Source organism: Couchioplanes caeruleus, assembly GCF_003751945.1.
Taxonomy (GTDB): Bacteria; Actinomycetota; Actinomycetes; order Mycobacteriales; family Micromonosporaceae; genus Actinoplanes; species Actinoplanes caeruleus.
In genome coordinates this window covers 1,192,445-1,207,473 of sequence record NZ_RJKL01000001.1, presented here as the reverse complement: position 1 = coordinate 1,207,473, position 15,029 = coordinate 1,192,445, and the positions used below count along the sequence as shown (strand labels likewise).

Here is a 15,029-nt window from a genome sequence, read left to right as displayed (position 1 = left end):
CCGCACTCGAGAGGCTGCCGATGTCGAACGAGGAGAAGCTCCGCGAATACCTCAAGCGGGCGATCGCGGACCTGCAGGACAGCCGTGATCAGCTGCGCGAGGCCGCCGAGCGGGACCGCGAGCCGATCGCGATCGTGGCGGCGGCCTGCCGGTACCCCGGCGGCGTGCGCACGCCCGAGGACCTGTGGGAGCTCGTCGACTCGGGTGTGGACGCGGTGTCCGGCTTCCCCGGCAACCGCGGCTGGGACCTCGGTTCCCTCTACCACCCGGACCCCGCGCACCAGGGCACCACCTACAGCACCGAGGGCGGCTTCCTGCACGACGCGGACCGCTTCGACCCGGCCGTCTTCGGCATCTCGCCGCGCGAGGCCCTCGCCATGGACCCGCAGCAACGGCTGCTGCTCGAGGTCGCCTGGGAGACGCTGGAACGCGGCAACCTCGACCCGCTCTCGCTGGCCGGCACGCCCACCGGCGTCTTCGTCGGCACCGGACACGGCGGGTACGACAGCACCGGCGGGCGCGGCCACGACGAGGCCGGTGGGCACCTGCTCACCGGCAACGCTGTCAGCGTCTCCTCCGGGCGCATCTCCTACGTGCTCGGCCTGGAGGGCCCGGCCATCTCGGTCGACACCGCCTGCTCGTCGTCGCTGGTCGCGCTGCACCTGGCGGTCCGCTCGCTGCGCTCCGGCGAGTCCGACCTGGCCCTGGCCGGCGGTGCCACCGTCATGTCCACCCCGCAGATGTTCCTCGAGTTCTCCCGCCAGCAGGGCCTCGCCGCGGACGGCCGGTGCAAGCCGTTCGCCGCCGCGGCCGACGGCACCGGCTGGGCCGAGGGCGTCGGCATGCTGCTCGTCGAGCGCCTCTCCGACGCCCGCCGCCACGGCCACCCGGTCCTCGCGGTGATCCGGGGCACCGCGGTGAACTCCGACGGCGCCTCGAACGGCCTGACCGCCCCCAACGGCCCGTCGCAGCAACGGGTCATCCGGGCCGCGCTGGCCGACGCCGGCCTGACCGCCGCCGACATCGACGTCGTCGAGGCGCACGGCACCGGCACCCGGCTCGGCGACCCCATCGAGGCGACCGCGCTGCTGGCGACGTACGGGCAGCGGCGCCCCGACCGCCCGGTGCTGATCGGTTCGCTCAAGTCCAACCTCGGCCACACCCAGGCCGCGGCCGGCGTCGGCGGCGTGATCAAGATGGTCCTCGCCATGCACCACGGCAGGGCCCCGGCCACCCTGCACACCGACACGCCGACCCCGCACGTGGACTGGACCGCCGGCGACGCCCGACTGCTCACCACGCCCGAGCCCTGGCCGGCGGTGGACCGCCCGCGCCGGGCCGCCGTCTCGTCCTTCGGGGTCAGCGGCACCAACGCGCACGTCATCATCGAGAGCGTCGAACCGGGCGCCCCGGCCGAGCCGTCCGCGGACACCGGGCTGCCGTGGCTGCTCTCCGCCCGTACCGCCGGGGCCCTGCGCGCCCAGGCCGCCCGCCTCGCCGAGCACGCCGGCGGCGGCGATGACGTCGCGTACACGCTGGCGACGAGCCGTGCCCAGATGGAGCACCGGGCCGTCGTCACCGGTGACCGCCGGGCCGGGCTGGCCGCGCTGGCCGAGGGCCGCGGCGTCACCGGTGTCGCGGCGAAGCGGATCCTTGCGCTGTTCTTCGCCGGGCAAGGCTCGCAACGCGCCGGCATGGGCCGGGACCTCGGCGCGCGGTTCCCGGTGTTCAAGGCCGCCTTCGACGAGGCCCGCGCCCGGCTGACGATCGACTGGGACGACCTGGACGCGACCGGCAACGCCCAGCCCGCCCTGTTCGCCTTCGAGGTCGCCCTGCACCGCCTGCTCGAGTCGTGGGGGATCCGCCCCGCGCTCGTCGGCGGCCACTCGGTCGGCGAGATCGCGGCCGCGCACGTCGCCGGCGTGCTGTCGCTGGCCGACGCGTGCACGCTGGTCGCCGCGCGCGGCCGGCTCATGCAGGCGCTGTCGCCCGGTGGCGCGATGGTCGCGGTGCAGGCCGACCCGGACGCGCTCGAGCTGCCCGGGGGAGTGTCGGTGGCCGCCGTCAACGGGCCGGAGTCGGTGGTGCTCTCCGGCCCGGCCGAGGCCGTACTGCCGTACGCGGGGAGTTTCGAGCGGACCAGGCGGCTCACCGTCAGCCACGCCTTCCATTCGGCGCTGATGGAACCGATGCTGGACGACTTCCGCGCCGTCGTCGAAGGGCTCACCTTCGCACCGGCCGTCCTGCCGGTGGTCTCGACCGTCACCGGCGAGCTCGCCGGACCCGAGTTCAGTACCCCGGGCTACTGGGTCGACCAGATCCGGCGCCCGGTGCTGTTCCGCGACGCGGTCCGTGCGGCCGAGGAGTTCGGCGCCACCGCCTTCGCCGAGGCCGGCCCGACCGGCGCCCTGGCCGCGATGATCAGCGACTCGGCCGTGCACGCCCCGGCCGTCGCCGCACTGCAGCGCCGCGACCGCGACGACGTCACCGCCCTGTACGCCGGGATCGGCGCGCTGCACGTCGCCGGGGTCCGGATGGACTGGACCGCGATCCTGGGCCGGCACCGCACGGTCAGCCTGCCCACGTACGCCTTCCAGGAGGAGTCGTTCTGGCTGATGCCGCCGGCCGGCGAGTCTTTGACCTACGACGTCGGCTGGACGCCGATCACCCCGGCCGGCGTCCCCGGCGGCCGCTGGCTGCTGGTCCGCCACGGCGACGACGAGCTGTTCGACGACGTCGCCCGCGCCCTCGCCGCCCGCGGCACCGAGGTGGTCACCGGCGCGCTCGCCGACGCCGGCCCGCTGGACGGCGTGCTGGCCCTGCTCGACGGCGACCCGGACGCACCGTGGCACACGACCGAGCTGCTGCAGACGCTGGACCGCCTGAACCTGGACGCGCCGCTGTGGTGCGTCACTCGCGGCGCCGTTTCCACCGATCGCACCGAGACCGCCGACCCGGCGCAGGCAGGAGTCTGGGGCCTCGGCCGGGTCGCCGCCCTGGAACTCCCACGCCGCTGGGGCGGGCTGATCGACCTGCCGTCCACTCCGGACGCGGCTGCGGCGGACGTGCTCGCCGCCCTGCTCGGCGGCCCCGAGGACCAGGTCGCGCTCCGCTGCGCCGCTGCGCTGGGCCGCCGCCTGCGTCACACCACCCCGGTGCCCGCCACGGACTGGTCCGCCCCCGCCACCGTGCTGGTCACCGGCGGCACCGGCGCGATCGGCGCACACGTGGCCCGCTGGCTGCTCCGGCACGGCACGCAGCGCCTGATCCTGGCCGGGCGCCGCGGCGCGGACACTCCCGGCGCCCGCGAGCTCGTCGCCGAGCTGGGTGAGCGGGTCAGCCTGGTGGCCTGCGACGTGGCCGACCGCGACGCCCTCGCCGCGCTCCTCGACGGCCTCGACCTCGACGGAGTGGTGCACGCCGCCGGAGTGCTGGACGACGGGCTGCTCACCACGCTCACCCCGGCGAAGCTGGACGCCGTGCTGCGGGCCAAGGCGCAGGCCGCGGCGAACCTCGACGACCTGACCGGCGACCTGGACATGTTCGTGCTGTTCTCCTCGATCGCCGGCAGTGTCGGCAACCACGGCCAGGCCAACTACGCGGCCGCCAACGCCGCCCTCGACGCGCTCGCGGAGCGCCGCCGCGCCGCCGGCAAACCGGCCACCTCCGTCGCCTTCGGGCCGTGGGCGGTCGGCATGGCCGCGGCAGGCGCCGCCGACGCCGCGGCCCGCCGCGCCGGGCTGCGGCCGCTCGACCCGCGCCGGGCCCTCACCGCGCTGCGGTCCGCGGTGGCCTCCGGCCGCGCCACCGTCACCGTGGCCGACATCGACTGGCCCGCCTACGGCGCCGCGATGACCGCGTCCCGGCCCAACCCGCTCTTCGCCGACGTCTACCAGGCGCCCGCCGGGCGTACCGGCGGGGCCACCTCCGACCGGGACCTGCTCACCCTGGTCCGCGAGCAGGTGGCCGGCGTCCTCGGCCACGCCTCCGCGGACGCCGTGGACGCGCGTCGCGCCTTCCGCGACCTCGGCTTCGACTCGCTCACCGCGGTCGAGCTCCGCAACCGGCTGACCGCCGCGACGGGGCTGAAGCTGCCCGCCACCCTGCTCTTCGATCACCCGACCGCCGCCGCCGTCGCCGCCTACCTGCGCACCGAGACCACCGGAGACGCCCACGCGGACCCGGTCACCGCGATCGCCGCCGCCTCCGACGAGCCGATCGCGATCGTCTCGATGGCCTGTCGTTTTCCCGGCGGTGTCGCCTCGCCGGAGGACTTCTGGGCGTTGCTCGCCGACGGCGGCGACGGCGTGACCGGTTTTCCCGAGGACCGTGGCTGGGACATCGACCGGCTCTACGACCCGGATCCGGACCGCCAGGGCACCTCGTACGCCCGCGAGGGCGGCTTCCTCACCGACGTGGCCGGTTTCGACCATGGCTTCTTCGGCATCTCGCCGCGCGAGGCGCTGGCCATGGACCCGCAGCAGCGGCTGCTGCTGGAGACGTCCTGGGAGTTGCTGGAACGCGCCGGGATCGACCCGGAATCGGTGCGCGGTACCGCCACCGGCGTGTTCGCGGGCGTCAACTCCAACGACTACCAGAGCATCATGGCGGGCAGTGCCGAAGAGGTCGCCGGGCACCTGCTCACCGGCAACGCGATGAGCGTGCTGTCCGGCCGCGTCTCCTACACGTTCGGTTTCGAGGGCCCGGCCGTCTCCGTCGACACCGCCTGCTCGTCGTCGCTGGTGGCTCTGCACATGGCGGTCACCTCACTGCGCGGCGGCGAGTGCGACCTGGCCCTGGCCGGCGGCGTCACGGTGATGTCCACGCCGTACTCGTTCGTCGAGTTCTCCCGCCAGCGCGGCCTCGCACCGGACGGGCGGTGCAAGCCGTTCGCGGCGGCGGCCGACGGTACCGGCTGGGCCGAGGGCATCGGCCTGGTCCTGGTCGAGCGGCTCTCCGACGCCCTGGCCAACGGCCACGAGATCCTCGCAGTCGTACGGGGATCGGCGGTCAACTCCGACGGTGCCTCGAACGGGCTGACCGCCCCGAACGGGCCGTCGCAGCAGCGGGTCATCCGGCAGGCACTCGCCAACGCCGGCCTCAAGCCCGCAGACGTCTCCGCGGTCGAGGCGCACGGCACCGGCACGAAGCTCGGCGACCCCATCGAGGCGCAGGCGCTCATCGCCACGTACGGCCGGGAGCGCAGCGAGCCGCTGAATCTGGGCGCGGTGAAGTCGAACATCGGGCACACGCAGGCCGCCGCGGGCATGGCCGGCGTGATGAAGATGGTCCTGGCCATGCGTCACGGGCTGTTGCCGCGCACCCTGCACACCGATGCGCCGACGCCACACGTCGACTGGAGCGACGGCACGGTCGCGCTGCTCACCGAGGCCACGCCGTGGCCGGCGGGCGAGCGGATCCGTCGCGCCGGCGTCTCGTCGTTCGGCATCTCGGGCACCAACGCGCACGTCATCCTCGAGGAGGCGCCGCCCGCGCCCGCCACGGCGACGCCGGTGGAGGACGGGCCGCTGCCGCTGATGCTGTCCGCACGCAGCGCCGACGGGGTTCGCGCGCAGGCCGCCAAGCTGGCCGCCCATCTGAGGGACACCACGGACAACCCGCGTGACGTCGCGTACTCGCTGCTCACCGCGCGGGCCGAGCTGCCGTACCGCGGGTCGGTGGTGGCGACCGGCCGCGACGCGCTGATCGCCGCGCTCGACGGGCTCACCGAGACGGCGCACGCGGAGACCGGCGAGCGGCCCGTCTTCGTCTTCCCCGGCCAGGGCTCGCAATGGGACGGCATGGCGCTCGGCCTGCTCGACGAGTCCCCGGTCTTCGCCGCGAAGCTGCGTGACTGCGCCGCCGCGCTGCGCCCGTACACCGGCTGGGACCTGATCGAGGTGCTCCGCGCCGGCGACCTCGACCGGGTGGACATGGTGCAGCCCGCGCTCTGGGCGATGATGGTGTCCCTCGCCGAGCTGTGGCGCGCGCACGGCGTCGAGCCGGGCGCCGTGGTCGGCCACTCCCAGGGCGAGATCGCGGCCGCCTGCGTCGCCGGGGCACTGAGCCTGGACGACGCCGCCCGCGTCGTCGCGTTGCGCAGCAGGGCCATCACCGCGCTGGCCGGCCGGGGCGGCATGGCGTCGATAAGCCGTCCGGTCGCCGAGGTCCGCGAGCGGATCGCCGCCTGGGGCGACCGGCTGTCCGTCGCCACCGTGAACGGCCCGTACTCGGCCGTGGTGGCGGGCGAACCGGCCGCGCTGGACGAGCTGATCGCCGCCTGTACCGCCGACGGCATCCGCGCCAAGCGCGTCGACGTCGACTACGCCTCGCACTCGGTGCACGTGGAGAGCATCGAGGCGGAACTGCTCGACGTGCTGGCCCCGATCTCCCCGCGCACGGGCGACGTGCCGTTCTGGTCCACCGTCACCGGCGAGATGACCGACACCGCAGGCCTGGACGCCGCCTACTGGTACCGCAACCTGCGGCAGACCGTCGAGTTCGAACGCACCACCCGCGCCCTCCTCACCGGCGGCCACCGCGTCTTTCTGGAGATCAGCGCCCACCCGGTGGTCATCCCCGGCCTGCGCGAGACCGTCGAGGACAGCGGGATCGCCGCGGCCGCGCTCGGCACCCTGCGCCGCGACGAGGGCGGCCTCGCCCGGTTCCGGGCCGCGCTCGCCGCCGCCCGCGACCACGGGGCCCGGATCGACGCCGACGCGTTGTTCCCCGGCGCCGCCCGCGTCGTGCTGCCCAGCTACGCCTTCACCCACCAGCGGTTCTGGCCGAGGGCGTCCGGCACGGCCGGACCGGGCGCGCTGAACCACCCGATGCTCGGCGCGGCCGTGCACCTGGCCCGCGCCGACGGTCTCGTGGTCACCGCCGACTGGTCCCTGCGCACCCATCCCTGGCTGGCCGACCACGCCCTCGGCGGCACCGTGCTGGTGCCCGGCGCGGCCCTGGTCGAGGCGGTCATCCGGGTCGGCGACGAGGTCGGCTGCGGACGCGTCGACGAGCTCACCCTGCACGCGCCGGTGCTCGTCCCGGAGCGTGGCGGGGTGCAGATCCAGGTCACGGTGGATGCCCCGGACCAGGCCGGCCTGCGTCCGGTCACCCTGCACTCGCGGACCGCCGACGCGTGGACCCTGCACGCCACCGGTAGCCTCGCCGCCACCGGCCCGGCGCCCGCTAGCGTGGACACGGCATGGCCGCCGGCCGGCGCCGAGGCCCTCGACGTGAGCGACTTCTACGACCGGCTGGCCGACACCGGATACGGCTACGGACCCGCCTTCCGGGGCGTGCGCGCGGTCTGGAAGCGGGACGGCGACATCTACGCCGACGTGGCCCTGCCGGACGCCGACGCGGGCGCGTTCGGGCTGCATCCGGCCCTGCTCGACGCCGCCCTGCATCCGGCCGCGCTGGGCCCGCTGTCGACCGCGGACGGTGCGGGGATGCCGTTCTCCTGGTCCGGTGTGTCGCTGCACGCGACCGGCGCCACCGCGTTGCGGGTCCGGATCACCGGCACCGGCCCGGACACCATCACCGTCCACCTGGCCGACCCCGGCGGCAACCCGGTCGCCACCGTCGACGCCCTGGCCGTCCGCCCGTACGCCCCGACCACGCCGCGCCAGGTCGACTCCCTCTACCAGATGGGTTGGGTCCCCGTACCGCCCGCCGACCGGGCTGCCGCCGACTACGCGCTGGTCCGCGCCACCGACCCGGTCGGCGTCCTGGCCGACCTGCAGGCCGGGCACGACCACCTGGTCGTGGTCACCGAGAACGCGGCCGGCGACACCGTCACCGACCTGGACGCCGCCGCCGTCTGGGGCCTGGTCCGCTCCGCGCAGTCGGAGAACCCGGACCGCATCACCCTCGTCGACCTGGACGGTTCCCCGGCCTCCGCCGCCGCGCTGCCCCGCCTGGTCGCCACCGGCGAGCCCCAGCTGATCGTCCGTCGCGGCGAGTGCTACGTGCCGCGCCTGGAACGCGGCGGCGACCGCCTCGCCATCGACGACCCCACGCGGCCGTGGCGCCTCGACATCCCTACCAGGGGCACGGTCGACAACCTGGCCATCGTGTCCGCCCTGGACACCCTGGAGCCCCTGGGGCCGGGAGAGGTCCGGATCGCCGTACGGGCCGCCGGTCTCAACTTCCGCGACGTCCTCAACGTCCTCGGCATGTATCCCGGCGGCGCGAGGTACCTCGGCTCCGAGGCGGCGGGGGTCGTCGTCGAGGTCGCCGACGACGTCACCACGCTCGCCCCCGGCGACCGTGTGACGGGCATGGTCGCCGGCGGCTTCGGCACCCACGCGATCGCCGACCACCGGGTGCTGACCACCTTCCCGGCGCACTGGACCTTCGCCCAGGCCTCGGCCGTGCCGGTCGCCTTCCTCACCGCCTGGTACGCGCTGCGCGATCTGGCCGGCCTCGCCGCCGGTGAGCGGATTCTGGTGCACGCGGCCACCGGCGGTGTCGGCATGGCGGCCACCCAGATCGCCCGGCACCTCGGCGCCGAGGTCTACGCCACCGCGGGTACGCCGAAGCAGCACCTGCTGCGCGCCGACGGCTTCGACGGCGCGCACCTGGCCGACTCCCGCACGCTGGACTTCGAGCAGACGTTCGCCGGCGGCGTCGACGTCGTGCTCAACTCGCTCGCGGGCGACTTCGTGGACACCTCACTGCGGCTGCTCGGCGACGGCGGCCGGTTCATCGAGATGGGCAAGACCGACATCCGTGACGCCGAGGCGATCCGCGCGGAGCGGGGCGTCGCCTACCGCGCGTTCGACCTGATCGAGGCCGGCCCGGAGCGCATCGGGGAGATGCTCGCCGAGCTGGTCGTTCTCCTCGAGTCGGGAGCCCTGCACCACCTGCCCGTCGCCGCCTGGGACGTCGAGCACGCCAGGGACGCGTTCCGGTTCATGTCCCAGGCCCGGCACACCGGCAAGGTCGTGCTGACCGTCCCGCGCGCGTGGGACCCGCAGGGCACCGTCCTGATCACCGGCGGCACCGGCGAGCTCGGCGGCCTGCTCGCCCGGCATCTTGTCGCCCGGCGCGGCGTCCGGCACCTGCTGCTGACCGGCCGGCGCGGCCTGGACAGCCCCGGCGCCCGCGAGCTGTCCGCCGAGCTGACCGCGGCCGGCGCCACGGTCACCGTGGCCGCCGCCGACGTCGCGGTCCGCGACGACGTGTCCGCGCTCCTGGCCCTGGTCGACGCGGACCACCCGCTGACCGCCGTGGTGCACGCGGCCGGCCAGCTCGACGACGGCACCGTCGCCTCGCTCACCCCGGACCGCATCCGCGCGGTGATGCGCCCCAAGGCCGATGCCGCCCGGCACCTCGACGAGCTGACCCGCGGGCACGACCTCGCCGAGATGGTGTACTTCTCCTCCGCGGCCGGCGTCTTCGGCTCGCCCGGTCAGGGCAACTACGCCGCGGCCAACGCGTTCCTGGACGCGCTCGCCCAGCGCCGCCGCGCCGCCGGGCTGCCCGGCACCTCCCTCGCCTGGGGGCTGTGGGCGCAGGCCAGCGGCATGACCCGGCACCTCGGCGACGCGGACAAGTCCCGCTCCCGGCAGGCCGGCGGCCTGGAGCTGTCCACCGAGGACGGTCTGGCACTCTTCGACGCCGCGCTGGACGCCCGCCGGGCCCTGCTCGTGCCGGTCCGGCTGGACACCACCGGACTGCGCACCCGGCCGCGCGACGAGGTCCCGCCGATCCTGCGCGGACTGTTCGGCGCGGCCACCCGCCGCCGCGCGGACACCGCGGCCGGCGCCGTAGACCTGCGGCAGCGCCTCGCCGGGCTGCCCACCACCGACCGCCGCGGCGTGCTGCTGGACCTGATCGCCTCGTACGCCGCGGCCGTGCTGGGCCACACCGGCGGCGACGCGGTTGACGCCGGGCAGGCGTTCCGTGACCTCGGCTTCGACTCGCTCACCGCGGTCGAGCTGCGCAACCGGCTGTCCACCGCCACCGGACTGCGGCTGCCCGCCACCCTGGTCTTCGACCACCCCACCCCGGAGGCGCTCACCGCCCACCTTCTCGCCGAGCTGACCGACGGGGACACCGCGACGGCGGTGCACGCCCCGACCGCGGCGAACGACGACGAGCCGATCGCCATCGTCGCGATGGCCTGCCGCCTGCCCGGCGGCATCCGCTCCCCGGAGGACTTCTGGGCGATGCTGGACGGCGGCCGCGACGGCGTCGCCGCGTTCCCCACCGACCGCGGATGGGACCTGGACGGCCTGTACGACGCGGTTCCGGACACCCCCGGCTCGTCGCGCACCCGCGAGGGCGGCTTTCTCGACGCGGTGGCCGACTTCGACGCCGCTTTCTTCGGCATCTCCCCGCGCGAGGCCCTGGCCATGGACCCGCAGCAGCGGATCCTGCTGGAGACCGCATGGGAGCTGTTCGAGCGCGGCGGCATCGACCCGCGCGCGGTCCGCGGCCGCCCTGTCGGCGTCTTCGCCGGCGTCTCGTCCAGCGACTATCTGACCCGGGTGCCGGACGTGCCCGAGGAACTGACGCCCTACATCAACAACGGCAACGCGGTGAGCGTCGTCTCCGGCCGGGTCGCCTACGCCTTCGGCCTGGAGGGGCCGGCGGTCACCGTCGACACCGCCTGCTCGTCGTCGCTGGTGGCCCTGCACATGGCGGTCAACGCGCTGCGTACCGGCGAGTGCGAGCTGGCGCTGGCAGGCGGCGTCACGGTGATGACCTCGCCACGCATCATCGTCGACTTCGCCCGCCAGCGCGGCCTGGCCATGAACGGGCGCTGCAAGCCGTTCGCGGCCGCGGCCGACGGCGCCGGCTTCTCCGAGGGCGCCGCCCTGCTGCTGGTCGAGCGCCTGTCCGTCGCGCGGCGCAACGGCCACCAGGTCCTCGCCGTGGTGCGCGGGTCGGCGGTCAACTCCGACGGCGCCTCGAACGGGCTGAGCGCCCCGAACGGGCCTTCGCAGCAGCGGGTCATCCTGGCCGCGCTCGCCTCCGCCGGATTGGCCCCGCAGGACGTGGACGCGGTCGAGGCGCACGGCACCGGGACCCGCCTCGGTGACCCGATCGAGGCGCAGGCGCTGCTCGCCACCTACGGGCGCAACCGTGCCGCGGACCGGCCGCTGCACCTCGGCTCGGTGAAGTCGAACATCGGCCACACCCAGGCGGCGGCGGGTGTCGCCGGAGTCGTGAAGATGGTCCTGGCGCTGCGCCACGGGGTATTGCCGCGCACCCTGCACCTCGACGCGCCCACCCCGCACGTGGAGTGGACCGACGCGGTCAGCCTGCTGGGCGAGGCGGCGGCGTGGCCGGCGGGGGAGCGGCCCCGGCGCGCCGGCGTCTCCTCGTTCGGCATTTCCGGCACCAACGCGCACGTCATCCTGGAGGAGGCCCCGGACTCGGCATCGTCCGAGCCGACCGCTCCGGAACCTGCCGGGGACCTCGCCCTCGCCACCGGGGAGTCCGCGGCCGGGCCGGTGCCGTGGGTGCTGTCCGGCCGCTCGGAACGTGCTGTGCGGGGCCAGGCCGAGGCCCTGCTGCGTTGGGCCGGTGACCCCGCCGACATCGCCCGTTCGCTGGTCGAGACGCGGTCGCTGCACGAGAAGCGCCTCGTCGTGGTCGGCGACGACCCCGCGGATGCGCTGCGGGCGTACGTCGGCGGTACCCCGGACCGGCGTGTGGTCGCCGGCTCCGCGCCCGGACGCGACCGCCGCGTCGTGTTCGTCTTCCCTGGACAGGGGGCCCAGTGGGCCGGTATGGGCCGCGATCTGCTGGCCGACCCGATCTTCGCCGCCCGCCTGGGTGAGTGCGCCGACGCGCTCGCCCCGTACCTCGACTGGTCGCTGACCGAGGCCCTCGCCGACCCCGCCCTGCTGGACCGGGTCGACGTGGTGCAGCCCACGCTGTGGGCGGTGATGGTCTCGCTCGCCGCGGTGTGGCGGGCCCACGGCGTACGCCCGGCCGCCGTCCTCGGCCACTCCCAGGGTGAGATCGCCGCCGCCTGCGTCAGCGGTGCCCTGTCCCTGGCCGACGGCGCGAAGGTGATCGCCCTGCGCAGCCGTGCCATCGCCGGCACGCTGTCCGGCGTCGGCGCGATGGCATCGGTCGCCGCGCCGCGCGCCGACGTGGACGCTCGCCTGGCCGGATACGACGGCCTCTCGGTCGCCGCGGTCAACGGTCCCGGCACGGTCGTCGTCTCCGGCGATCCGGCCGCCGTGGACGAGCTGGTCGCTGCCTGCGTCGCGGACGGCCTGCGCGCCAAACGCATCCCGGTCGACTATGCCTCGCACTCCGCGCACGTGGAGCGGCTCCGCGACGTGCTGCTCACCGGGCTCGAGGAGGTGCAGCCGCGGGCCGGCGAGATCCCTTTCCTGTCCACCGTCACGGCCGACTGGCTGGACACCACCGAGCTGGACGCCGGTTACTGGTACGAGAACCTCCGCCGCACGGTGCGCCTGGAGGAGTCGATGACCGCACTGCTCGCTCAGGGGCACGACGTGTTCGTCGAGTGCAGCCCGCACCCGGTGCTCGGTGCCGGCATCGAGGACACCGCGGCCGCCGCCGGGACCGACGCCGTGGTGATCGGCTCGCTGCGCCGCGACGACGGCACCCCCGAGCGGATGCTGCTGTCGCTCGCCGAGGCGCACGTGCGCGGCGTCGCCGTCGACTGGAGACTCACCGGCGGCCGCACCGTCCCGCTGCCCACCTACGCCTTCCAGCGCGACCGCTACTGGCTGGAGCCCGGCGCCCGGCGCGACCCGTCGGGCCTGGACACCGTGGTGCACCTTGCCGGCGGCGGGACCGTACTCACCGGCCGGATCGGCGTCACCGCCCAGCCCTGGCTGGACGCCCACCGCATCGGCGGGCGGGCCGTGGTGCCCGGCAGCGCCTACCTGGACTGGGCGATCCGGGCCGGCGACGAGACCGGCCTGCCGGTGATCGCGGAGCTGGACGAAGTCACCCCCCTGGTCCTGGACGGCGACCGGGACCTGCAGGTCATTGTCACCGGCGACGGCGAGCTGACCGTGCACGCCCGCCCGGACGCCACCCGACCGTGGACCCGGCACGCCACCGGCCGCCTCACCGCCACACCCGTCGCGGTGACCGCGGACGGCGACGGCGTCGACGTGTCGGTGCCGGACGCGGCCGGCTTCCGGCTGCACCCGGACCTGCTGCAGGGCGCGCTCGCCGGCCTGGGACTGCCCACCGGCTGGCGCGGCGTCACCGTGCACGCCACCGGCGCCACCGACCTCACCGTACGGGCCGTTCCCGGTACCGACGGCACGGTGGCCCTGGTCGCCGTGGACCTGACCGGCTTCCCGGTGGTCACCGCGGCGGCGGTCACGCTCACCCCGGCGGATCAGGTGGTCATCGCCGCCGGCAGCGCGCCGCTCTACCACGTCGAGTGGGAGCCGCTGGTCCTCGACGGCACGCCGGACGGCACCGTCCTGGCGGTCGCCGACGTGCACCGGGCCCTGGCCGAGGTGCAGGAGTGGCTCGCCGCCGACCGCGACGGCAAGCTCGTCATCGTCTCCACCGACCCGGGCGTGCACGGGCTGATCCGCTCCGCGCAGTCCGAGCACCCGGGCCGGTTCCAGCTCCTCGACGCCGTACCCGGCGACGCCCTGGTGGCCGTCGCGTCGGGATCGGACGAGCCGGAGGTCCGGATCCGCGACGGGCAGGCGTCCGTGCCGCGCCTGGACCGGGCCCCGGTTCCCACTGACGAGGCCGACTGGGGCACCGGAACCGTGCTGGTCACCGGCGGCACCGGCACGCTCGGCGCGCTCGTCGCCGAGCATCTGGTCGCCACGCACGGCGTACCCACGCTGGTGCTGACCGGCCGGCGCGGCCTGGACGCGCCCGGCGCCACCGCGCTGCGCGACCGCCTCACCGCTCTCGGCGCCGAGGTCGCCGTGGTCGCGTGCGACGCCGGCGACCGGGAAAGCCTGGCCGCCGTGCTGGCCGGCATCGACGACCTGACCGGCGTCGTGCACGCGGCCGGCGTGCTCGACGACGGGTTGATCGAGTCGCTCACCCCGCAACGCCTGGACGCCGTACTGCGCCCGAAGGCGGACGCCGCGATCCACCTGGACGAGCTGACCCGTGACCGCGATCTCCGCCAGTTCGTGCTGTTCTCCTCCTTCGCCGGGGTGGCCGGCGGCATGGCGCAGGCCAACTACGCCGCGGCCAACGCGATCCTGGACGACCTCGCCGCCCGCAGGCGCGCCACGGGACTGCCCGGCACCTCGCTGGCCTGGGGACTGTGGGAGCAGCGCAGCGCTCTGACCGGCGACCTGGACGCCGCCGACGTGGCCCGGATGACCCGGGCCGGGCTGCGGCCGATCCCGGCGGACACCGGGTTGGCCATGCTGGACGCCGCGGTCGCCTCCGGCGAGGCCCTGCTGGTGCCGGTGCTGCTGCACCCGACCGGCGAGGCACCGCCGCTGCTGCGCCGCCTGTCGCGCCCGGTCCGGCGTATCGCGGCCGCGGCCGCGCCGGCCGAGGACACGCTGGCCGACCGGCTCGCCCCACTCAGCCCGGCCGAGCAGGAGAAGACGCTGCTGCGGCTGGTCGCCGGGCACGTCGCCACGGTCCTGGGGCACGCCTCCCCGGACGCGGTCGAGGCCGAGCGCGGCTTCCTCGACCTCGGCATGTCGTCGGTCACCGCGGTGGAGCTGCGCAACCGGCTCAACACGGACACCGGCCTGCGCCTGCCGACCACTCTCATCTTCGACCACCCCACCCCGATCGGCCTGGCCCGCCGGCTACGGGCCGCGCTGCGACCCGGCGACACCGCAGGGACTCCGGTGTTCGCCGAGCTGGCGGGGCTGGAGTCGGCCGTCGGTCTCGCCGAGCTGGACGCCGCCGACCGCGCCCGGCTCGTCGCCCGGCTCAAGGCCCTGCAGTGGAAGCTCGACGACCCGGCGTCCGGCACGGACGACGACATCGACGTGTCCACCGATGACGAGATGTTCGACCTCATCGACCGGGAACTCGGCCGCGCGTGACTTCACGCGCCGCGGCCGAACAGCACAACGGAA

1 protein-coding gene is annotated in these 15,029 nt (G+C 75.3%); it reads left to right on the top strand.

The features are described 5' to 3' along the window. Nucleotides 1-20: 20 nt before the first annotated feature. Nucleotides 21-14,996, top strand: coding sequence for a type I polyketide synthase (locus EDD30_RS05490; RefSeq protein WP_071802610.1), 14,976 nt, complete (start codon nucleotides 21-23; stop codon nucleotides 14,994-14,996). Nucleotides 14,997-15,029: the final 33 nt, after the last annotated feature.

Bases quoted from the DNA above. Each gene is read 5' to 3' on its own strand.
- EDD30_RS05490 (WP_071802610.1), top strand. From the start codon at position 21: ATGTCGAACGAGGAGAAGCTCCGCGAATACCTCAAGCGGGCGATCGCG.